Here is a 22,425-nt window from a genome sequence, read left to right on the forward strand (position 1 = left end):
GCTGCGTTCATTCGTTAGCTATCACTCATTTTTGCGAGACTAAAAAGATGTCGAATCTCTTCAAGGCAGCCCTGCTACTGGGCGGTCTGCTGTGGCAATCCATGGGATTGGCCAGCGACACGGGCTGGCTCACCAGCCCACAGAATGATCACGCCAAGGTACGGCTGCAGGCCGACCGCAGCACGGCAGATCAGACCCGCATCCTGCTCGATGTCGAGCTGGAGTCGGGCTGGAAGACTTACTGGCACAGCCCGGGCGAAGGGGGCATTGCCCCCCAGATCCTGTGGCATGAGCCGGTCGGTGACTTTCAGTGGCACTGGCCGGTGCCACGCCACTTCGAGGTGGCCGGACTCAGCACCCAGGGTTATCAGGGGGATGTGACCTTCCCTCTCAGCCTCAGCTATCCGGCAGAGAAGGCGCTCAAGGGCACCTTGCGCCTCTCCACCTGCAGCAATGTCTGCATCCTGACCGACTACCCCTTCACCCTGGCGGTGGATGATGCCGCCCCGGCCAACTTCGACTTTGCCTGGGCGAAGGCAATGAGCACCCTGCCCCAGCAACTGCCCGCCGAGACCCAGGTCGAGCTCGGTTATCAGCACAACCAGCTGCAACTGCGCGCCGAGCGGGCAGAGGGCTGGCAATCGCCTGCCCTCTTTATCGATGCGCTGGAAGGTGCCGAGTTTGGCAAACCAGCGCTTGAGGTGCAGGGCAACACCCTGATCGCCCGGGTGCCGGTGAGCGACGGCTGGCAGGGGGATGCGCCGGATCTGCGCGGCCAATCCCTCGGCCTGCTGCTCACCAGTGGCGCACAGGCGTGGCAGGGCAAAGGGACTATCGGCGCGCCGCTCGTGCTGCCCGGCCAGAGTCATTCGCTGCTCTGGTTGCTGGGGGCGGCGCTGCTCGGCGGCCTTATCCTCAACCTGATGCCCTGCGTGCTGCCGGTGCTGGCGCTCAAGCTGGGATCTGTGCTGCAACATCAGGCGCGTGAACAGGGAACGGTACGCAGGCAGTTCCTCGCCACCAGCGCCGGGATCATCGCCTCCTTCTGTGTGCTGGCGGCCATGAGCAGCCTGCTGCGCGCCACGCAAGGAGCGGTTGGCTGGGGCATCCAGTTCCAGAGCGCCGGTTTTATCGGCTTTATGGTGCTGGTCACCCTGCTGTTTTGCGCCAACCTACTGGGGTTGTTCGAGATCCGCCTGCCCAGCAACTTCAGCACCCGGCTGGCCACCAGCGGCGGCAACGGCCTCGGCGGTCACTTCCTGCAGGGGAGTTTTGCCACCCTGCTCGCCACCCCCTGTTCGGCCCCCTTCCTTGGCACTGCGGTGGCCTTTGCGCTGGCGGCGCCGCTCGGTCAGCTCTGGCTGATCTTCACCGCCCTCGGGATTGGCATGAGCCTGCCCTGGCTGCTGGTGGCGGCCCTGCCACGGCTCGCCCTCTGGTTGCCGAAACCGGGGCGCTGGATGAACCATCTGCGCATCCTGCTCGGTCTGATGATGCTGGGCTCCAGCCTCTGGCTCACCAGCCTGCTCGACAACCATCTCGGCAGCTATGCCACCAGCTGGCTGATGGTTGCCATGCTGCTGGCACTGCTGATTAGCATCATCTGGCGTTACGGCATGGGCGGCTTCACGCTGGCGATCGCCCTCGCCGCCCTGATTGGCAGCGCCCTGCTGCTGAGCGGCGCCTTTAGCGCGCAGGGCTCGGCCAGCGTTGACAAGGTGGCCTGGCAGCCGCTCTCTGAACGCGCCATCACAGATGCGCTGGCCCAGAACAAGCGGGTCTTTATTGATGTCACCGCCGACTGGTGCGTGACCTGCAAGGCCAACAAATACAATGTGTTGCTGCGCGATGAGGTGCAACAGGCCCTCTTGGCCCCCGATGTGGTGGCCCTGCGCGGTGACTGGAGCAAACCCAATGAGACCATCGCCGCCTTCCTGCGTAAGCGGGGCGCGGTTGCGGTCCCCTTCAACCAGATTTACGGCCCGGACTTGCCGCAGGGGGTCACGCTGTCACCCCTGCTCGACAAGGACGAGCTGCTCACCACCTTGCACCAGGCTGGCCTGCTTCAGGCTGGCACCACCCGATTTTAAGGAAAACACATGAAACCGACTCTGAGCGCCCTGACCCTGCTGGCCTCCCTCTCTGCCGCCCTGCTGGCTCCGGCTCTGCACGCAGCCCCCTTCACCCCGGAGCAGGAGGCGCGCATCAAGGAGCTGATCCGCGAGACCCTGATCGCCAACCCCAAGATCCTCGACGAGGCGGCCGAATCCTGGGAGAAGCAGAACGCGGCAGACCAACAGGCGCAGCTTGGCAACTTCATCAAGGGCAACAAGGATGTGCTGTTCAACAGCGCCACCAGCCCACGGCTCGGCGCCAAGAACCCCAAGCTGACGCTGGTGTTGTTCACCGACTACAACTGCCCCTACTGCAAGCAGTTCGATCCCCAGCTGACCAAGCTGCTCAAAGCCTATCCGGACGATCTGGGGCTGGTGATCAAGCTGCTGCCGTTCAAGGGGCAGACCTCAGCCAAGGCGGCCCAGTACAGCCTGACCCTGTGGCAGCAGGATCCCGCCCGCTTCCTCACCCTGCACGACAAGCTGATGAGCAAGCAGGGGATGCTGACCGAGGCGGACATCAACAAGGCGCTGGCAGCCACCGGCAATGTGGCGCTCAAACCAGAGGGCAAGGCGACCGAAGAGCTACGCAATAGCCTGCGCATCGGCACACTCTTGGGGGTACAGGGCACACCGGCGACCCTTATCGGCAACCAGCTGGTGCCGGGCGCCATCCCCTATGAGGAGCTGGAGCAGTTGGTGAAAGACGAACTGGCCAAGCAGGGGTAAGGGATGACAACCACCAATCCTCACCCCCGCTGGCGACGCTGGGGCAAGGAGGCACTCTGGCTGCTACTGATGGCGCTGGTCATCTCGACCCTGCTGGATCTGTGGCGCAGCCCGACCCTGCCTGAAGGGGCGATGCGCGCCCCCGTCACCCTGCAGGATGGCACAAGTACGGATCTCGCCACCTTAAGTCAGGGCAAGCCGCTGCTGGTCTACTACTGGGCCAGCTGGTGCGGCGTCTGCCGTTTCACCAGCCCGACCGTGCAGCAGCTCTGGCAAGAGGGTGAAAACGTGCTGACGGTGGCGCTGCGCTCCGGCAATTCTGAACAGTTAGGCAAGGGGATGAGCAAGAAGGGGCTCACCTTTCCAACCCACAACGACGAGTCGGGAGAGCTGGCCGCCAAGTGGCAGGTGGGAGTGACCCCGACTTTCCTCATCATCAAGGATGGCGAGCTGGTGAGCAGCACCACCGGCTGGAGCTCGAAGTGGGGCTTGCAACTGCGGCTCTGGTGGGCGTCGATCTAGCCACGCAGCATCGTTGCCTTCAACAGGGCCATCCCACCGGATGGCCCTTTTTTATGCCGAGATCAGGCGGGGAGCTGCATCCCGCGCACCTGCTCCAGCAGGGCGGTCACCGCCGCCGAGCGCAATGCATCGGGGGCGTAGCAGAGCCCCACTCGCCGCTTGAAGGAAGAGGCCGCCAGCTCGGCCACCCCACAACCGGGCGGACAGAGTGAGCGGGGCAACCAAGCAATGCCCGCTCCTGCCGCCACCATAGTCGCCGCCAGTCGCAACGACCCCGCTCGCCGCGGATAGAGCGGCGCCTGATTTCCGAGGATGGCGATCAACCGCAGGTGAGAGTCGTGACGCGGGCAGGTGACCCAGGGCTGGTCCGCCAGCACCGCCGGGGTGAGCGCCCCCTTGCCTGCCAGCGGGTGATCTGGCGGCAGCACCAGCACGAACTCCTCCTCCAGCAGGGGGATAAAGAGCTCGTCGCCACAGCGCAGGGATTCGCACCCCAGCCGCACATCGCCACAGCAGCCCTCCTCCAGAGTCAGCAGGATCTCCTCGTGGGCGAGCGCCCCTTGCACCAGCGCCCCCACCACGCCATCACCCAGATCCGCCTCAATCCCCACCGTCAGCTCGAGGCAGGGGGAGGTTTCACGAAACTCGCGGGCGAGGGAGTCGGTGTCGGCGATCAGCCGTTTGGCACGGGGATAGAGCCGGTGCGCCGCTTCGGTCCCCTCCACCCCGCGCGCCTGCCGGACAAACAGGTTTACCCCCAGCTCATCCTCCAGCGTCTTGATGGTGGTAGAGAGGGTGGGCTGGGTTATGAAGAGGCGGGCGGCGGCGGCCGTGATGTTGCGCTCCTCGAAGACAGCCACAAACGCCCGCAGGGCTCGCACATCCATAGAATTCACCTATACCAGACAGTCATAAAAGCCATTTTTCACGGCGACATGGGGGCAATATAGTGGCTCAGCTGCCACAAGGCATCTCAATTTTCTATATCAGCGTCTATCGATCAACTCAGCCAGGAGCCATCATGCGCCATCTCTCTGTCATCGGCCTCGGGGCCATGGGCTCCGCCCTCGCCACCACTTTGCTCAAGGCGGGCCATCCGGTCACCGTCTGGAATCGCAGCGCCGCCAAGGCCGCCCCGCTGCAGGCGCTGGGTGCGACACTCGCCCCCTCGGTTGGCGAGGCCATTGCTGCGGGCGACATCACCCTGATCTGTGTCGATAACTACGCCGTCAGCCAGCAGTTGCTGGACGAGGCGAGCGATGCCGTGGCGGGCAAGCTGTTGGTGCAGCTCTCCACTGGCAGCCCCCAGGGGGCCAGAGCGCTGGAGAGCTGGAGCCACGCCCGTGGTGCCCGTTATCTGGATGGCGCCATCCTCTGCTTCCCGGATCAGATCGGTACAGCCGATGCCAGCATCATCTGCTCGGGGGCCAGCGCCGCCTTTAGCGACGCCGAGCCGGTGCTGCGGCTGCTCGCCCCCACCCTCGACCATGTAGCCGAAGCGGTGGGCGCCGCCGCGGCGCAAGATTGCGCCGTCGCCGCCTACTTTGCCGGTGGCTTGCTCGGTGCCCTGCACGGCGCCCAGATCTGCGAGGCAGAAGGGTTGCCGGTGGCCAAGGTGTGCGCCCAGTTCAGCGAGCTTTCACCGATTTTGGGGGGCGATGTGGCCCACCTTGGCAAGACGCTGGCGAGCGGCGATTTCGATCACCCCTACGCCAGCCTGAAAACCTGGAGCGCCGCCATCAGCCGCCTCGCCGGTCATGCCACCGACGCCGGGATCGACAGCCGTTTCCCGCGCTTTGCCGCCGATCTGTTTGAGGAGGGTGTGGCGCAAGGGTTTGGCCAGCAAGAGGTGTCGGCCCTTATCAAGGTGTTGCGGACTCGCAATGGAGCGGCGCAATGAACGAGCTAACCAGCCAACCCCAGATTGCGCTGGTCACCGGCGCCGCTGGCGGGATTGGCCGCCAGCTCTGCAGCGGGCTGGTCGAGGCGGGTTATCGGGTGATTGCCACCGATCTGGCCCCCCACTCTTTTGACCATCCCGAGATCCACTTTCACCCCCTCGATCTGCGGGACGAGCAAGCCATCGCTCGGCTCTTTGCCGAGGTGCGCGCGCAGCATGGCGGCATCCACCTGCTGATCAACAACGGCGCCATCAGCAAGTTCCACACCCGCTTCGAGGATCTGAGCGCAGCCCAGTTCGATCAGGTGATGACGGTCAATGTGCGCGGCGCCATGCTCTGCGCCCGCGCCTTTGTGCAGGCCAATCGCGGGCTGCCCTATGGCCGCATCATCAATATTGCCTCCACCCGCTGGCAGCAGAACGAAGCGGGTTGGGATGCCTATGGTGCCTCCAAGGGGGCGCTGGTCGCCCTCACCCAGTCCCTCGCCAACTCGCTGGCCGACTACCCCATCACGGTCAATGCCATCAGTCCGGGCTGGATCCAGGCAGAGGATTACCACACCCTGACCGAGGCGGATCACCGCCAGCACCCGAGTGGCCGGGTCGGTCGTCCCGACGACATCACCCGCGCCTGCCTCTTTCTCGCCGATCCTCAGAACGACTTTATCAACGGCGCCAATCTGGTGGTCGATGGCGGGATGAGCAAGAAGATGATCTATCACACCTCCGCCTCCTTCTGGGAGCAGTAACCCCGGCGGCGGCACAGCGGCTGCCGCCCCCATTCCACCTTCCGATTACCCCCTGCCCATTTTTTCATCGCCTACCGCTAGATGGCCCTTGTACTGTCGTGGCCGACTGGCAACAATAGCCCTGCAACTGCCCCTCTTCACTCCGCCCCTTAACTCGTCGCTCAATTCATCGCTTTAGGGGGGCGTTTCCGTTAAAATGACGGGTTTTTACCGTGCCTGGGTTTCCAATCCCCACCCTCAGGCACCCGCAGTGTGAATCCTATGATGCCAGTGATGCAGGATCTGCCATGAACAACTACTTTCGGGTACTGGGCGTCAAGTCCAATGCCAACGAAAACGACATCAAAAAAGCCTATCGCCGGCTGTCGAACCAGTACCACCCCGATAAGCTGTTAGGGGCGAGCGAAGAAGAACGAGAACTGGCAGCAAGCAAGCTGCACCAGGTAAAGCAAGCCTATGAAGTGCTGTCAGACCCGCAACGACGGGCCGCTTTTATCAAAGATTTCAACAACGTCATCGTGACCGATCCCGCTGCTGCCATGCAGGATATGTGGGACCAGTTCTACCCCTGATGCACCAGCCAAAAGAGTGACTATGCAAAAAAAATGGGACCAGGCGCGGATTAAAGCGCTGATGAGTGATGCCAGCGAAAACATTGAATCCTATCGGGATCAAGATCAGCCCAAGGCACTTGAGCAGTTCACCGGCAAGATGAAGACCCTGCTGCTGGCCGACATGAGCATGCTGGAATTTATGCCGGAATACCTGCCGCTGGCCCTCTATGGTCGGGTGCAATTTGCGCCCCAGGCAAAACAGCAGTGGGTCACCTGGCTCACCAGCGGCGTACAACCCTCATGGGATGAGTTCAAGGTATCGGTGGCGTTCAACAATGCCGACCTGCCGCTGGTCAAGGCAGTTCGCGCCCAGAGCGAAGATCAACTGATCGAAGCCTGCGCCGTGCTGTTCCAGCTCGACAACCCGCTGCCACGCGGTGGCCGCCGTGCCGATGATGACTATGAGCTGCGTGACGAAGAAGATGAAGACGGGGAAGACGCTGACGCCGACTATAACGGTGATAGTGACGACGACGGCGATCAGGATATGCACGACGAAGTACGTTTCTAATTGGGGCAACGCATGAACAACAGTCTGATAGAAATTACCGCCATCGAGATCAAAGAGCTGGCCGTGGTCGAGCCGAAGCAGGCCAGCGAAAGGTTCGAACTGATCGCCCAAACCATGTCTGACGACCAGCTGGCAGAAGTGATTGAGCAGATTGATATCGTCACCCTGACCCAGATCAATGGCCAGCATGACATGTCATTCCCGTCGATCATCTGTGAACTGATGACCCCGGAGCGGATCCGCGACATCGTCTGCCAGCAGCCGCTCTACTGGGAAGAGGCGATCAAAAACAACGCCGACGAACTGCAACAGCATACCTTCGACTTTCTCAACTACCTGATCCGCACCCAGGATAGCGAAGCCAAGCAGACTGAAATTCTGGAGTGCATCGCCGACGATCCGGCCGGTCTTTTCTATCTCTCCATCCCCTTTATCGAGTTCTACCGCGGTGAGCGCATAGACGATGAAGAGGGCTCTCACGACGTGCTGCACGCCGAAGAGGAAGATCTGGAAGAGGCACTCTCCTACAGCGATCGCCAGCAGAGTGAAAATGCTCACGACTACTCACTCGATGATCCGCGCAGCCTGTTGATGCTGATCCGCGAGCTGACCCCTGAAGTGGAGAAGGCGATCAAGGCACTGCTGCGCAATGAACACTCCAGCTGGGAAGGGATCATCAGCAAGTTCGCCAGCGAGCTGGTGATGCAAGCCAAAGAGAAGAACAAGGTCGAGGACGAGTTCGCCGAAGTCGACGACATGTTCAGCTTTCTGGATTAAAGGACCCCGTCATGCAACTGGTTATACGCGATGTCAATCAGGGCCCATTCCTCACGCAGGTACTGCGCTTTGGCCGCGAAAACGAACGCTTGAGCGATCAGCAACTGGCCGCCATCAAGGGCAAGGCCGGACTGATGAGCCTGAAGTTTGCCGACAAGTACTACAACAAGTACAAGATGCACCTGCTGGAGCAGGCCGCCCACGACGTGATCGGGGTAGTGAGCCTGGGCCTGCTGGAGCTCTCCCAGCGCGACACTGACCGGGCACTCGCCCTGCTGCAGGCGCCGGAAGGGCCCATCAAACCGTTCCAGAAGGGCTGGTCGATGCTGATCTCGGTCAGCACCGGCGGCAACAGCCTCTATGGCGAGGTGGATGCCCGTCTGCTGGACAAGATCTCCAGCCCCCCCGATGTGGAGGAGTGGCAAGGGTGGCAAGAGTACGAAAAAGCCCAGGTGGAGCATAACAAGGTCCGGCTGATGAGCCTGATTGATCAGCACTTCTTCGCCTGTGAAAACGACCACCCGACCATGGAAGACAAGCTGGCCGAAGCGCTGCTCTACCGCATTCTGTGCGGCAATGGCAGCGGCGCGGCCCCACTGAAGGTGAAGCAGGATCTCAAGCGCAAACTGGCGCGGGAAATCGTGCTGCAAGAGGAGTGGTACGACACCGACTATCTGGCCACCCAGCTGACGTTGCTGCTGGCGGAGCTGCCCGGCGAGCTGATCGCCGGCCTGCGGCAGGAGCTCAGCAAGGGGTTTGTCGCCAACCTGCTGCACACCCTCGGCTTTGTGCGCCAGTACCAACTGCTGCAAAAAGAGCACGCCTCACCGGAGAAGCTCGACAACATCGAGATGCGCGCCGGTCTGCGCCACCCGCTGCTCGGCTGGCCGCTCTACCACGACTTCTAAGGCGCGTTTCGCCGCCCGTTCAGTCGTTGCCCAACGCCCGGCCCGCCGGGCGTTGTTATATCTGGCGACAAGCACATCCCCTCACCCTGGCCCTCTCCCAAAGGGAGAGGGAACAAATATCTGCCAGCGGCAAGCCATAGTTATCACGCCATAACCCGGAGCAAGTAGGGTGCAATAAGCGCAGCGCATTGCACCGGCAACCACGGGGAGCGCTGGCGGTGCAATTCACCTTGTTCATTGCACCCTACGGCTACCTCCCCTCCCTCCCCCAATATTTATTCACGCAACTCACTAAGGTGAATAAATAGCCAACTCCCTTGCTGTCAGACTGTGGCGACGAGACAGGATAAAAATCGGATATGGATCGCACAACTGGGCCGACCATAGTGCCAGATGGCTAGCAAAATCACATATAACCCGCGACTACCGAGCAGGCGACAAGGCAATAGCGACAGCATCAAGCGCATAAAAAGGCGAAATAGATCAATAAAAAGCAATTAATCTCACTCGATTAAATTTAAGAACTGGCAATTTAATCGCGCTGAACGCTAAATGACAAACCAGTCTTTAAAGCAGTATGGAAGCGCCAAAGGCTAGCCGGTCACTGACTGGCACACTCTCAGGATGAGTTGTGATTTTCTCTTCTCACAGGAGACAAACCGTGAGCGCTTCAGCACCACACCCTCATCACGCCGCCGTTCCCCCCGGCTCTGGCGCCCTGTTCTTTATCCAGACCTTTGCCACCCTGGGTTTTGCCGTGCTCTACTCCACTTTGGTGCTCTACGCCACCAAACGACTCGGCTTTAGCGAATCCCAGGCCAACGCCATGATGGGGATCTTCGGCGCCTTCAACTACGGCCTGCACCTGTTTGGCGGCTATCTGGGCGGACGCTTCCTCAGCAACCGCAACCTGTTTGTGATGGGGATGGTCTTGCAGGTGATCGGCTGCTACCTCATCGCCGAGATGGGCATCACCGGCCTCTACTGGGGGCTCGCCATGTTCCTCACCGGCAGCGGCCTCAACGTCACCTGCCTCAACATGATGCTGACCCAGCGCTTCGCCCCCGACGATCACCGTCGCGAGAGCGCCTTCCTGTGGAACTACGCCGGGATGAATCTGGGCTTCTTTATGGGCTTCTCGGTGGCGGGCTACTTCCAGCTCACCGAGGATTACCGCACCCTGTTCCTGTTCGCGACGCTGGGCAACGTGCTGGCCATCATCGCCACCCTGCTCTTCTGGCCGATTCTGGCGGATATCAACACCCCGCTGCGCCACATCAAGGGGCACGGCTTCTACCTGCGGATGCTCGGTGGCCTCGCCATTCTGGCGCTGCTGGTGCCCGCCCTGCGCCTGCTGCTGACCCACGCCAGCTTTAGCGGCAGCTTCATACTGATGCTGGGGGCCCTGGTGCTGGTGCTGCTCTGCGTGATGACCGCCCGCCATCCGGACGCCGCCGAGCGCAGCCGCATGGTGGCCTACCTGATCCTCGCCTTGGGCTCGCTGATCTTCTGGTCGCTCTACCAGCTGGCGCCCATGGGGCTGATGCTCTTCTCCGAGCACAACATCAACCTCAACGTGTTCGGGCTGCGGGTCGCCCCCCAGTGGATCCAGAACATCAACACCAGCGTCATCGTCATCGGCGGTCCGCTGATGGCGCTGCTGTTCAAGCGGCTGCGCGAGCAGGGCTGGAACATCGACATCCCCTCCCAGTTTGCCGCCTCGCTGTTCTGTATGGGGTTGGGGATGCTGGTACTGCCGATCGGCATCCATCTGGCGGGTGCCGACGGTCTGGTCGCCTTCAAGTGGATTGCCATCAGCTATGTGCTGCAGAGTCTGGGCGAACTGCTGATCTCCCCCATCGGCTACGCCATGATTGGCAAGCTGGCCCCCGCCAGCCTGCAAGGCTTGATGATGGGTTGCTGGATGATGGTGACCGGCGTTGCCTCGGTGCTGGCGGGGTATGTCTCCGGCGCCATGCCGCAAAATATCGGCAGCACCCCGCTCGCCACCAACCCGGGTTACAGCTCGGTATTCAATATGCTCGGCTGGGGCTCGCTGGCAGGGGGCGTGGTGTTGCTGCTGCTGGTGCCCCGCCTGCGTCAGCTAATCGCCTCCAAGATCACCCCGCCACCAGCAGGGGCTGCCATCCCCGTCTGATCGGGCTCGGGTCAGCCATTTGACCGGCCCCAACCAGACTGAGCGGTTGAATCAGCAACGCTGCTGATAATGCAAAGGGCCCCGCCATCATGGATGGCGGGGCTCTTCTCTTTTGGCGGGATGGATGGCTTCTTTAAGGCGGGCAGAGTGGCGCCCATGATGATTTTTGCATCAAATCGGCCAATCCATTTTTGGCTGTCGCATCAATGAAACAATCCATTATCTGGGACAAGCTGCGCAACCCATGGCCGCGGCAACCTCGCGGGGCACAACCTTGGTGTACGATTGTCTGCACCACATCCGAATACATATCGAGAGACACCATGAGTGAAGATCAATCTGCCGCCATGCCGGTATTGAATGACAAGGATTGCTATGGTTTCGAACGCAAAAGGGCTGGGGATTTTCCCTTTTATCGCGAGGGGCCCCATGCATTATCTGCTCGCCACTGGGTAGTGCTCCTGCTGGGTGCGGCGCTGGGTTTCTTGATGCTGACGGTGCCGATCGCATTTTTTAAAACCACCATGGGCGGCTTTATTCCCGCCATCCTGTTTCCACTAATTCCGCTGTCTGTACTCGCCATCATGGTGGGTAAAGGGTGGCGCGCACTGTTTCGCACACCGACATGGCGGGATGTTCTGTTGATGGTCGCCATTGCTGGCGCAAATATTCTGGTCTCCTTTACCGTTGCATTGTTGCTGCAGCTTGTTTTCAAGATGAATGCAAACCCGGCCAACGCCCTGCTGGCAGAGGCCTCAGATACAGCACTCATCCTCTTTTATTTAAAAACGGCCCCGCAGCTGTTCGGTGAGGAGGTGGTCTCCATCTTGCCGTTTCTGGCTGTGCTCTGGTGTTGTCACCAAAGACTCGCCATGACGCGCAAGCGAGCCATTATCACCGCCTGGATCTGTACTGCGCTTATCTTCGGTGCGTTGCATCTGCCCACTTATGAGTGGAATTTCGTGCAATGTTTTCTGGTTATCGGAACGGCCCGCATTGTGCTGCTCAGTGGCTACATCATTACCAAAAATATTTGGGTATCGACCGGCGCGCACATTATTAATGACTGGCTGCTGTTTACCATCATGGCGGCGTTTCTTGGCGCTCACGCCGCCGGGTAGCGGCAATTCATGCAATCCATTGCACCGGCAACCTCGCGGATTCAATAGCGGTGCAATTTCATTGCACCCTACGGTTACCTCCCCTCACCCTGACCCTCTCCCAAGGGGAGAGGGAACCAGTGCCTGCCAACCTATAGCCATAGCAGTCACCCTTAGCTATCACGCCATACCACGGTCACTATCAATGGCTGCGATCTCTGCTCCCTTCTCCCACTCTTTGCCATAGATAAGGGGAGAAGGGTCGGGGATGAAGGGGAACAAACCATCACAACAGAAGCCACCGACAAGCAGCAGAGCGTTAAATCAAGCAGGAACGCGTAGGGTCGATTAGCGAAGCGTAATCGTCCGCACCGCAATCTCGGTGGCTATAGACATAGAGAAGAGATCGGCTGGAGCACCAGCAGAATTAGGGTAACTGTTTTCGCGATCGTCTGATTACGCTGCGCTAATCAGACCTACGGTTCTGAAAACATTAATCCTCACACTGAATTAACATACAAAGCATTTTCTATAAAAAACAAATCGTATATAATTAAAATTCTCAAAAACTATGCAACGGACGCTGTTATGGATATTCAAGCCTTACACGATTCATATATCAAAATCAATCCTAAAGCGAATAGACTTTGTGATGCATTAGTATCAGAGATAGGTCATCTGCTCACTCAAAGTGGTATTACCCTAGGTGTACCAATAGAAGCTAGAGTTAAAGAGTGGCCGTCTATTTCAGAAAAAATTACTCGAAAATCATTATCTCTAGAAAACATTATTGAACTTGATGATTTGGTAGGCATTAGATTAATTTTGTTATTTCGACAAGATCTTGAAAAAATTGATACCTTGCTTAAGGGAAATCTATCAATTCAAAGTGCAGAAGATACATCACACCGTCTAGCCGAAGCCCAATTTGGATATCAATCATGTCATTACATCGTTCAGATCCCTGATTCTTGGAAAAAAATACCCAGCTTCATGGATCTCGGCGAGATCCGTGTAGAATTACAGGTCAGAACGCTCGCACAGCATATTTGGGCCGCAGTATCTCATAAACTACAGTATAAACATGAAGCAAGCGTACCACTCCCCCTTAGACGTTCTATATATAGAGCCTCTGCATTACTTGAAACAGTAGATCTTGAATTTGACCGCCTTCTTCAAGACCGCACAACATACGTAGAAGAACAACTTAAAAATGAATCTCCTGATACGTTACTAAACGTGGAAATTATTGGCTCGGCACTTTCTGAATTCCTACCAAATCAATATAAACACGCTGATGAATATTATGATGAACTGCTCGAAGACCTTAATAACTTTGGTATTTCAACAAAAGGAAAACTGAAAGAACTACTAACTTCACACTGGGATGAAATATTTAAGTCCGATGCAAAAGAATGTAAAGCACACCAAACTCAGCAATATTTTACAGATGTTGGGCTAGTTAGAGAGGGACTAAGAGCTGCATTTGGCAATGAAGTTGTAAATAGTTTTTTAATAGATAGAGCGAAGCTAAAAAACTATTAGACACTTAGTTACATATACATATATTTTTATCAGATGATAAGTATAGAAGGGCGCTTTCGCGCCCTTCTATATTAATTACCCTTCCTGATTTTCCCCGGCTACCGGTTCGGCACCGGCGGCGGGTTCAATCTCGATGCGATCGACCCGCTGCAAACCGCGGGGCAGCTTGGCGCCTCGGCGGCCGCGCTCACCACGGTAGTAGTCGAGATCAGAGGGTTTGAGGGTCAGCTTACGCTTGCCAGCAAACAGGGTGACATATTGCCCCTGCGGGATAATGGCGGCCATCACCATAAACTCTTCCCGCGCCTTGACGCGCGCCGAGGGGATGCTGATGAGCTTGTTGCCCTTGCCCTTGCCGAGTACCGGCAGGGTGTTGAGCGGGAACAGCAGCATGCGCCCTTCGTTGGAGATAGCCATGCAGAGATCGGTCTCCGGCGAGCCAATCTTCTGGGGCGCCATCACCTGACCCCCTTCCGGCACGGTGAGCAGTGCCTTGCCGTTCTTGTTCTTGCCAATGAGGTCGTCATAGGTGCAGACAAAGCCGTAACCGGCATCGCTCGCGATCAGATACGGCTCACCCTCGTTGCCCATCACCAGATGGCGCACTTCCTCCCCTGCCCCCAGCGCAAAGCGGCCAGTGAGCGGCTCGCCCTGACTGCGGGCGGATGGCAAGGTGTGGGATTCGAGGGCGTAGGTTCGACCCAGAGTAGAGAGGAACACCGCCTGCTGGTTGCTGCGGCCACAGGCGTGGGCCAGATAGTTATCCCCCGCCTTGTAGGAGAGCCCAGCCACATCGACATCGTGGCCCTTGGCGGCGCGCACCCAGCCCGCACCCGAGAGGATCACGGTGACCGGTTCGCTCGGCACCAGCTCTTTCTCGGTCAATGCCACCGCGGTGGCACGCTCCACCAGCGGGGTGCGGCGATCGTCGCCGTACTTCTCGGCATCCGCCAGCAGCTCTTTCTTGAGCAGGGTATTGAGGCGGCGCTCGGAGCCCAGGATCAGTTGCAGCTTGTCCCGTTCAATCGCCAGTTCATCCTGCTCGGCGCGCAGTTTGAACTCTTCGAGCTTGGCCAGATGGCGCAGTTTGATCTCGAGGATCGCTTCGGCCTGGGTTTCGCTGATATTGAAACGCTCCACCATCACCTTGCCCGGCTCATCCTCGGTGCGGATGATTTCGATCACCTCGTCGATGTTGAGGTAGGCCACCAGCAAGCCTTCAAGGATGTGCAGGCGCGCCAGCACCTTGTCGAGGCGATACTGCAGGCGACGGCGCACCGTCTCGCGGCGGAAGATGATCCACTCGGAGAGGATCATCTTGAGGGTCTTCACCTGCGGCCGGTTGTCGAGGCCGAGGATGTTGAGGTTGACCCGGTAGTTCTTCTCCAGATCCGTGGTGGCGAACAGGTGGGCCATCAGCCCCTCCACATCCACCCGGTTGGAGCGGGGGATGATCACCAGACGGGTCGGGTTCTCGTGGTCCGATTCATCGCGCAGATCACTGACCATCGGCAGCTTTTTGGCCACCATCTGGGCGGCGATCTGCTCCATGATCTTGGCGCCTGAGGCTTGATGGGGCAGCGCGGTGATGACGATGTCGCCATCCTCCTCGCTCCAGACCGCCCGCTGTTTGATGGAGCCCTTGCCGGTCTCGTAGATTTTACGAATATCGCCCTGCGGAGTGATGATCTCGGCGTTGGTCGGGTAATCCGGCCCCTTGATGTGCGCCATCAGCGCATCCAGCCCCGCATCGGGGTTGTCGAGCAGTTCGGCACAGGCGTAGGCCACTTCCCGCGCATTGTGGGGCGGGATGTCGGTCGCCATGCCCACCGCGATGCCGGTGATGCCGTTGAGCAGGATGTGTGGCAGGCGGGCCGGCAGCACCACCGGCTCTTTCATGGTGCCGTCAAAGTTCGGCGTCCACTCCACAGTGCCTTGGCCCAATTCCGAGAGCAGCAGCTCGGAGAAGCGCGACAGCCGCGCCTCGGTATAACGCATGGCGGCGAAGGATTTGGGATCGTCCGGCGCACCCCAGTTGCCCTGACCATCCACCAGCGGGTAGCGGTAGGAGAAGGGCTGGGCCATCAGCACCATGGCTTCATAACAGGCGCTGTCGCCGTGGGGGTGGTACTTACCCAGCACGTCACCCACGGTACGGGCGGATTTCTTGTGCTTGGAGAGGGCCGACAGCCCCAGCTCGCTCATGGCGTAGATGATGCGCCGCTGCACCGGTTTGAGACCATCGCCGATATGCGGCAAGGCCCGATCCATGATGACGTACATGGAGTAGTTCAAGTAAGCCTGTTCGGTAAAGGTGCGCATTGGCTGGCGCTCTACCCCGTCCAGACTGAGCTCGATAGCATCACTCATATGTTTTTCTCTTGCTATGGTGCGCCCTCACAGGACGCGCCTGAAATGCAGGTCGGCAGGTGGCCGACTGTTTGAAAGCAGGGACTATGGTGTCACCCCTCCCCCTCATCCCCAGCCCTTCTCCCGCGAGGGGAGAAGGGGGCAGAACGGCGTGCTGCGGATAAAGGGCGGATAACCTGCCAGCCACAGCTCCCCTGAACGGGGAGCAGATAGCCGTGGTTGCAGCCATCGGGTCACCACCTGCGCTAGATGATGGCAAGGTTGCCCTTCTCTTCCAGCCACTCACGGCGATCGCCGGAGCGTTTCTTGGCCAGCAGCATGTCCATCAGTTGCAGGGTCTCATCCCCCTCCTCCATCTCGCCCATGGTGAGTTGCACCAGACGGCGGGTGTTGGGATCCATGGTGGTTTCCCGCAGCTGTTTCGGGTTCATTTCACCCAGCCCCTTGAATCGGGTCACCATCACTTTGCCCTTCTTCTTCTCGGCCTCGACCCGCTGCAGCACGCCGTTCTTCTCGTCCTCGTCGAGGGCGTAGTAGACCTCTTTACCGATATCGATCCGGTAGAGCGGCGGCATGGCGACATAGACGTGGCCCTTGTTGACCAGGGTGCGGAAGTGCCTCACAAACAGGGCGCAGAGCAGGGTGGCGATGTGCAGACCGTCCGAGTCCGCATCCGCGAGGATGCACACCTTGCCGTAGCGCAAGCCGCTGAGATCTTCGGAGTCGGGATCGAGCCCGATGGCCACCGAGATATCGTGCACCTCTTGCGAGGCGAGCACCTGACCGGCCTCCACTTCCCAGGTGTTCAGGATCTTGCCGCGCAGCGGCATGATGGCCTGAAACTCGCGATCCCGCGCCTGCTTGGCACTGCCGCCCGCGGAGTCACCCTCCACCAGGAACAGCTCGCCCTGCATGGGGTCGGCACAGTTACAGTCGGTCAGCTTGCCGGGCAGCGCCGGGCCTTGCGTTATCTTCTTGCGCACCACCGTCTTGGCGGCGCGCAGTCGGCGCTGGGCGCTGCTGATGCAGATCTCGGCGATCTGCTCCGCCAGCTCAGTATTGCTGTTCAGGTAGAGGCTGAAGGCATCCTTCACCACGCCGGAAACAAAGGCAGAACTCTGACGGGAAGAGAGCCGCTCCTTGGTCTGACCGGCAAACTGCGGATCCTGCATCTTGACGGAGAGGATGTAGGCGCAGCGATCCCAGATATCTTCCGGGGTCAGCTTGACCCCGCGCGGCAGCAGGTTGCGGAACTCGCAGAACTCGCGCATGGCGTCGAGCAGGCCCTGACGCAGACCGTTGACGTGAGTACCGCCCTGCGCGGTGGGAATGAGGTTCACATAGGATTCGGCGAGGCATTCGCCCCCTTCCGGCAGCCAGCAGAGTGCCCAGTCCACCGCAGACTGTTCGGTGCTAAAGGCGCCGATAAAGGGCTGCTCCGGCAGGCAGGTGAACTGCTTGACCGCATCGACCAGATAATCCTTGAGGCCATCTTCGTAGCACCACTCCAGCTTGATGCCGGTGTTCTTGTCGAGGAACTTGATGGTGAGGCCGGGGCAGAGTACCGCCTTGGCCTTGAGCAGGTGCTCCAGCTTGGTGACCGAGAAGCGGGGCGAGTCAAAGTAGCTCGCCTGCGGCCAAAAGCGCACCCGGGTGCCGGTGTTGCGACGGCCGCAGGTGCCGGTGATGGTCAGCTCCTGCACCTTGTCGCCACGCTCGAAGGCAATGTCATAGACCTGACCGTCGCGACGCACCGTCACTTCGACCCGATCGGAGAGGGCGTTCACCACAGAGATACCCACCCCGTGCAGACCGCCGGAGAACTGGTAGTTCTTGTTGGAGAACTTGCCGCCCGCGTGCAGCTTGCAGAGGATCAGCTCCACACCGCACACCCCTTCCTCCGGGTGGATATCGACCGGCATACCGCGGCCGTCATCGATCACTTCGAGGGACTGGTCTTCAAACAGGGTCACCTCCAAGGTACGGGCATGACCCGCCAGCGCCTCGTCGACGCTGTTGTCGATGACCTCCTGACCGAGGTGATTGGGCCGGGTGGTGTCGGTATACATGCCGGGGCGACGGCGCACCGGTTCAAGGCCATTGAGGACCTCAATGGCATCCGCATTGTATTGAGTAGACATGGAGGGCCTTGCGAATTGACGTTTGGAGGGAATCTTAACTGCTAGGCGGGGGTAGAACAAACTCCCCGCGCCGAAAGCTTGATCTGGAGAGGGACAGCGCGAGGCTGCCCCACAATGCTACAACCCGAGAAAGCGAACAATCTGGGCGGGATAGCGCTCAAACGCCACAAAGGCGTGGTTGCCGCCGCACTCCAGCGACAGGCGAGCGAAGCGGTATTCATCCAGCGCCTTGCGGTAGTCGAGCACCTCATCTTCCTGCTGTTGCAGCACCCAGAGCCGCTCGGGGGCCGAGACCTGCACCGCCAACCCCCGCAGCTCATCGATGTGCGCAGGTAGCAGCTGGTACTGCTCGTTGGTATAGGGGTTGGTCTGGGGGCCAATATAGTCGCACAGCAACTCATGAGGGCGCACTGCCGGATTGATCAGCGCGGCGCGGCAACCGTATTGCTCGCTCACCCGGGTCGCCATAAAGCCGCCGAGGGAGCTGCCCACGGCACCGAGTTTGAACCCGCAATCATAACGGGTCGCAAGATCAGCGAGGGTCTGCTCGATTGCCGCCCAGGCCGCCGCTGGCGTATTGGGCTGGGCCGGGATGATCACCTCGATGTCAGGCCGGTTGGCTGCCACCCAAGCCGCCATCTGCTGCGCCTTGGCCGAGCCCGGTGAGGAGTTGAACCCATGCAAGTAAAGGAGAACCGACTTCATGCAATCCTCCTCAATAACCGGTGGCGTTGGGGTCGGGCACAAACTGCCCCACCGGCAGACGCCACACCTCGCTGGCCACCCGGCCATCCGGATAGAGGGTGAGATAGCGCCAGCCCGGGCCGGACTCGTCCAGCGCGAAGCCATCGCAGAGGGGTTTGAACTGGATGCAGGTGGAGGGGCTGGCAATCAGCCGCACCCCGTGGTGCACCTCGTCAAACTCCTGATGGACGTGGCCGAACAGGATGGTTTTTTGCTGCGGATGACGGGCCAGCACGGCAAACAGGTCATCGGCATTCTTGAGATTGTGCTGATCCAGCCAGGCGCAGCCCACCGGCACCGCCTGATGGTGCAGGGTGATAAGGGCATGGCGATCGGGATATTGGCGCAGTGCGCGGTCGAGGGCCGCCAGCTGGTGATCACCGAGCACGCCGTGGGGTTTGCCGCGCACCTGGGTATCGAGCAGGATCACCTGCCAGTGATCCCCCACCAGCTGCTTGGCTTCACTGATCCCGGCGGCATGGAGGTATTCGGTCATCAGCGGGCTGTCGTCGTGGTTGCCGGGCAACCAGTAGATAGGGCGGCCCAGTGGCGCCATCATGGAGGCAAAGCGCTGATAGGATTCCGGACTGTGATCCTGCGACAGATCGCCGGTAGCCAGGATCACGTCATAAGGATGCGGGTTGGTTTGCACCTGTTCCAGCACGGCGGCCAGACTCTCTGCGGTGCGCACAGCCAATAACCGTCCCTCTTGACTGGCAAAGAGGTGGGTATCGGTAATTTGCAACAGGCGCAGACTACCGTCCTGCGCCTGGGGGAGATCTGTTTCCAAAATCACGCTTCTTGTTATTTGTTCAACTGGAGATATTGATCGGGCTGGTACCATGTCTGAGACAAAATTTTAGCCATTCGGCCAGAAACAGATTTACCTGCTCCTTTTCATCCCGCTGGTGCATCTTTTTATTGGGATAATCATAACTTGGTTGCAAGCGGGAAATCTGTTGCGCTGCACACACTTCCGCCATCCGCACATCATGATACAAACGAATCTCGATTTGAGCCTGCAGGTATTCGGGCAATTCGGGATTGTGCTGGCTCAGGATCACCTGACTGGTGAAACGGCTCTCACCACTGATGGTGAGCTCAAATTGCAAATCGTTACCGACCCGATAGCGGCGCACCGCGCCCACCACCCCTTCCGGGGGTAGCAACTTCATCAAGGCCATATAATTAACCTCGCAAGTACGTTGCAAGGCCATCAAATCCGGCACATGGCGCTTGCGCTGTTGCAGGGTCAGCGCCATCTTAGCGATCTGCCAGCCAGCGGGCGCGTAGCTCACCGTGGTTGAGGGCCAGCCACTGCAGGGCGATGACCGAAGCGGCGTTGTCGATGCGCCCCTCTTTGAGCCAGGCATAGGCCTGCTCGCGGCTTACCACATGCACCCGGATATCCTCCCCCTCGTCCGCCAGACCGTGCAGCCCTTCGGCCTTGCTGGCATCCACCTCGCCGACATAGACCTCGATCCGCTCGGTGCTGCCGCCCGGGCTCACCAGATAGCTGATGGCGTGCTCACAACGCGCAACCTCGATCCCCGCCTCTTCCACCGCTTCCCGGCGCACCACCTCTTCAGCGACTTCGCCTGGGTCTATGATGCCGGCCACCAGCTCCAGCAGCCAGGGGGTCGGGCAGGTCTCCATGGCGCCGATCCGGAACTGCTCCACCAGCACTATCTGATCGCGCACCGGATCATAAGGCAGCAGTGCCGCAGCATGGCCGCGCTCGAACAGCTCGCGCACGATGGGCTCATTCCAGCCACCGGCAAATAACCTGTGCTGCAGCCGATAGACGTTCACCTTGAAGAAGCCGTTATATCCAGCTGATTTTTCGATGATTTTTACATCATCGGTGGCGTAGTGACGATCTTGTGGCAAGGGTTGCTGCGACATCCGGGACTCCCGTCAGCTTGACTTGTATCAGTTTGACCATAAAATCCGAGAAACATGAATGAACGTTCATTCACTCGGTATGCCATGGTAATGAGGGGTGGATTTTAGCAGCCACAGACCATTTGGCTAGGCGCGTGGGGAGAAAACTGCTTCCAGTTCTTGACGTTCCCGTTACCGGACCCGAGACTCTTCGCATTAAAATTTGCTTATAGTAGAGTGATTAAGCTGCAATTAAGCTTGGTCAGTGACAATATTTACCCTCTCCAGCAACCCGTTTGGATTACTACACAAGGTTAAATCGATCTATGAAAAGAACACTTTTGTCCGTCATGGTGTTGCTGGGCGTCAGTGCCGGAGCCCATGCTGAAAACCTGCTCGACATCTATCAACAAGCCCAGCTCAAAGACCCGCAGTTGCTGCAATCCAAAGCCCTGCGCGATAAGGCCTTCGAGCAGATCAATGAATCTCGTGCCTCATTGTTGCCGCAAATCAATCTGGGTGCTGGTCTGAACTACCTGCAAAACAAGGGTGATACCCAGACTGGCACCGCAGCTAGCGGCAACCTCTCACTGGATCAATCCATCTATCGCCGTAGCAACTGGATCAATCTGGACCTGACCGAGAAGAGCGCGACCCAATCTGACGTGAGCTACAACCTCGAAATCCAGAACCTGATGCTGCGCAGCGCCCAGGCCTATTTCAACGTGCTCAAGGCGATGGATACCCTGGAGTTTGTGCAGGCCAACAAAGTAGCCGTAGAGCGTCAGCTGGAACAGACCCAGCAGCGTTTTGAAGTGGGCCTGACCGCCATCACCGACGTTCATGAAGCCGAAGCCTCCCGTGACCAGGCGCTGGCCGACGAGATCAATGCAGAGAATGAACTGGCCAACAGCTACGAAACCCTGCGCGAGCTGACCGGTATCGATCACCGCAACCTGGATGTGCTGAACACCGATCGTTTCACCCCGCAAAAAACCACCTTTGGCTCCGACAAGTGGCTGGAGTTGGCGCTGGACAAGAACCTGCAACTGCACAACGCCCGCATCACCAAGGACATCGCCAAAGAGCAGATCGATCTGGCCAAGACAGGTCATGAGCCGACTCTGGATCTGGGTGCTGGTCTGCAAACCAGCAATACCGATTACAAGGATGAAGTGCGCAACCCCGAGAGCAACGCCAATCAGGCCAATATCGGTCTGACCTTCAAGCTGCCGATCTACAGTGGTGGTGCCACTACGTCCAAAGTGAAGCAGGCCCAATTCAACTACGTGGCCGCCAGCGAACTGCTGGAGAAAAACTTCCGCTCGGTACAGAGCACGGTGCGCTCCTCCTACAACAACGTGAACGCCAGCATCGGCTCGGTACGCGCCTACAGCCAGTCCGTGGTCTCCGCCGACAGCGCCCTGAAAGCGACCGAAGCCGGTTACGAAGTGGGCACCCGCACCATCGTCGATGTGCTGGACTCCACCCGCAAGCTGTACGATGCCAAGCAGAAACTCTCTGCCGCCCGTTACAACTACATCCTCAATATCCTCAGCCTGAAACAGGCTGCCGGTATTCTGGAAGCGCAGGATCTGGTGGAAGTGAACCAGGGCTTGATGCCTGCCACGGCAAAAACCAAAGCCTGATAGCCGTTAT

At 59.2% G+C, this 22,425-nt stretch carries 20 protein-coding genes; 13 read left to right on the forward strand and 7 right to left on the reverse strand.

From position 1 onward, the window contains the following. The first annotated feature begins 47 nt into the window (after positions 1–47). The 3 genes from CF137_RS15485 to CF137_RS15495 are packed head-to-tail and all read left to right on the forward strand — an operon-like array spanning position 48 to position 3,365. On the forward strand, positions 48–2,090 hold the full coding sequence (locus CF137_RS15485; RefSeq protein WP_162515954.1) for a protein-disulfide reductase DsbD family protein: 2,043 nt from the start codon (positions 48–50) through the stop codon (positions 2,088–2,090). A gap of 9 nt (positions 2,091–2,099) precedes the next feature. Continuing rightward, on the forward strand, positions 2,100–2,843 hold the full coding sequence (locus CF137_RS15490; protein ID WP_139720099.1) for a DsbA family protein: 744 nt from the start codon (positions 2,100–2,102) through the stop codon (positions 2,841–2,843). Between the two features lie 3 nt (positions 2,844–2,846). Next, positions 2,847–3,365, forward strand: coding sequence for a protein disulfide oxidoreductase (locus CF137_RS15495; protein ID WP_139720101.1), 519 nt, complete (start codon positions 2,847–2,849; stop codon positions 3,363–3,365). A 62-nt stretch (positions 3,366–3,427) separates the two neighbouring features. Here CF137_RS15495 and CF137_RS15500 read toward each other — a convergent pair whose 3' ends face one another. Further along, positions 3,428–4,252 carry a LysR family transcriptional regulator gene (locus CF137_RS15500; RefSeq protein WP_139720103.1) on the reverse strand — a complete coding sequence of 275 codons (825 nt, stop codon included), beginning with the start codon at positions 4,250–4,252 and terminating at the stop codon, positions 3,428–3,430. 134 nt (positions 4,253–4,386) lie between these two features. Between CF137_RS15500 and CF137_RS15505 the strand changes: the two genes are divergently transcribed. The 9 genes from CF137_RS15505 (at position 4,387) to CF137_RS15545 (ending at position 13,627) form a co-directional block, all read left to right on the forward strand. Next, positions 4,387–5,265 (forward strand): NAD(P)-dependent oxidoreductase, encoded by an 879-nt coding sequence (locus tag CF137_RS15505; RefSeq protein WP_139720105.1) that lies wholly within the window; start codon positions 4,387–4,389, stop codon positions 5,263–5,265. Next, positions 5,262–6,014, forward strand: a complete 753-nt coding sequence (locus CF137_RS15510) for an SDR family NAD(P)-dependent oxidoreductase (protein ID WP_139720107.1) — start codon at positions 5,262–5,264, stop codon at positions 6,012–6,014. Before CF137_RS15505 ends, CF137_RS15510 begins: the two co-directional genes overlap by 4 nt. A 287-nt stretch (positions 6,015–6,301) precedes the next feature. Further along, complete coding sequence (gene atcJ, locus CF137_RS15515; RefSeq protein WP_042023047.1) at positions 6,302–6,586, forward strand: cold adaptation protein ActJcold adaptation protein ActJ; 285 nt, start codon at positions 6,302–6,304, stop codon at positions 6,584–6,586. 22 nt (positions 6,587–6,608) lie between these two features. Continuing rightward, entirely contained in the window at positions 6,609–7,139 is a 531-nt protein-coding gene (gene atcA / locus CF137_RS15520) for a cold adaptation protein AtcA (protein ID WP_101348180.1), read from the forward strand. Between the two features lie 12 nt (positions 7,140–7,151). After that, complete coding sequence (gene atcB / locus CF137_RS15525; protein WP_101315944.1) at positions 7,152–7,916, forward strand: cold adaptation protein AtcB; 765 nt, start codon at positions 7,152–7,154, stop codon at positions 7,914–7,916. 11 nt (positions 7,917–7,927) lie between these two features. Continuing rightward, complete coding sequence (atcC, locus tag CF137_RS15530; protein ID WP_139720109.1) at positions 7,928–8,824, forward strand: cold adaptation protein AtcC; 897 nt, start codon at positions 7,928–7,930, stop codon at positions 8,822–8,824. 661 nt (positions 8,825–9,485) lie between these two features. Further along, a complete protein-coding gene (locus tag CF137_RS15535; RefSeq protein ID WP_139720111.1) occupies positions 9,486–10,982 on the forward strand; it encodes a peptide MFS transporter in 1,497 nt (498 codons plus the stop codon). Between the two features lie 206 nt (positions 10,983–11,188). After that, complete coding sequence (locus tag CF137_RS15540; RefSeq protein ID WP_204787379.1) at positions 11,189–12,103, forward strand: CPBP family intramembrane glutamic endopeptidase; 915 nt, start codon at positions 11,189–11,191, stop codon at positions 12,101–12,103. Between the two features lie 567 nt (positions 12,104–12,670). Next, positions 12,671–13,627, forward strand: coding sequence for a GTP pyrophosphokinase (locus CF137_RS15545; protein WP_139720113.1), 957 nt, complete (start codon positions 12,671–12,673; stop codon positions 13,625–13,627). Between the two features lie 75 nt (positions 13,628–13,702). Here the strand turns inward: CF137_RS15545 and parC are convergent, their stop codons facing one another. The 6 genes from parC to nudF all read right to left on the reverse strand — a co-directional run bounded on the left by parC (position 13,703) and on the right by nudF (position 20,787). Beyond that, positions 13,703–15,997 (reverse strand): DNA topoisomerase IV subunit A, encoded by a 2,295-nt coding sequence (gene parC / locus CF137_RS15550; RefSeq protein ID WP_139720116.1) that lies wholly within the window; start codon positions 15,995–15,997, stop codon positions 13,703–13,705. 245 nt (positions 15,998–16,242) lie between these two features. Beyond that, on the reverse strand, positions 16,243–18,138 hold the full coding sequence (gene parE, locus CF137_RS15555) for a DNA topoisomerase IV subunit B (RefSeq protein ID WP_101348186.1): 1,896 nt from the start codon (positions 18,136–18,138) through the stop codon (positions 16,243–16,245). A gap of 117 nt (positions 18,139–18,255) precedes the next feature. Beyond that, a complete protein-coding gene (locus CF137_RS15560; RefSeq protein WP_139720118.1) occupies positions 18,256–18,843 on the reverse strand; it encodes a YqiA/YcfP family alpha/beta fold hydrolase in 588 nt (195 codons plus the stop codon). A 10-nt stretch (positions 18,844–18,853) separates the two neighbouring features. Then, positions 18,854–19,672 (reverse strand): 3',5'-cyclic-AMP phosphodiesterase, encoded by an 819-nt coding sequence (gene cpdA / locus CF137_RS15565; RefSeq protein WP_101315815.1) that lies wholly within the window; start codon positions 19,670–19,672, stop codon positions 18,854–18,856. A 22-nt stretch (positions 19,673–19,694) separates the two neighbouring features. Beyond that, positions 19,695–20,144 carry a DUF1249 domain-containing protein gene (locus CF137_RS15570; protein ID WP_068979034.1) on the reverse strand — a complete coding sequence of 150 codons (450 nt, stop codon included), beginning with the start codon at positions 20,142–20,144 and terminating at the stop codon, positions 19,695–19,697. A gap of 1 nt (position 20,145) precedes the next feature. Further along, positions 20,146–20,787, reverse strand: coding sequence for an ADP-ribose diphosphatase (gene nudF / locus CF137_RS15575; protein WP_068979035.1), 642 nt, complete (start codon positions 20,785–20,787; stop codon positions 20,146–20,148). 305 nt (positions 20,788–21,092) lie between these two features. Between nudF and tolC the strand changes: the two genes are divergently transcribed. After that, positions 21,093–22,415 (forward strand): outer membrane channel protein TolC, encoded by a 1,323-nt coding sequence (tolC, locus tag CF137_RS15580; protein ID WP_101325976.1) that lies wholly within the window; start codon positions 21,093–21,095, stop codon positions 22,413–22,415. Positions 22,416–22,425: the final 10 nt, after the last annotated feature.

Origin of the sequence: Aeromonas sobria (assembly GCF_006243315.1) — a bacterium.
Taxonomy (GTDB): Bacteria; Pseudomonadota; Gammaproteobacteria; order Enterobacterales; family Aeromonadaceae; genus Aeromonas; species Aeromonas sobria_A.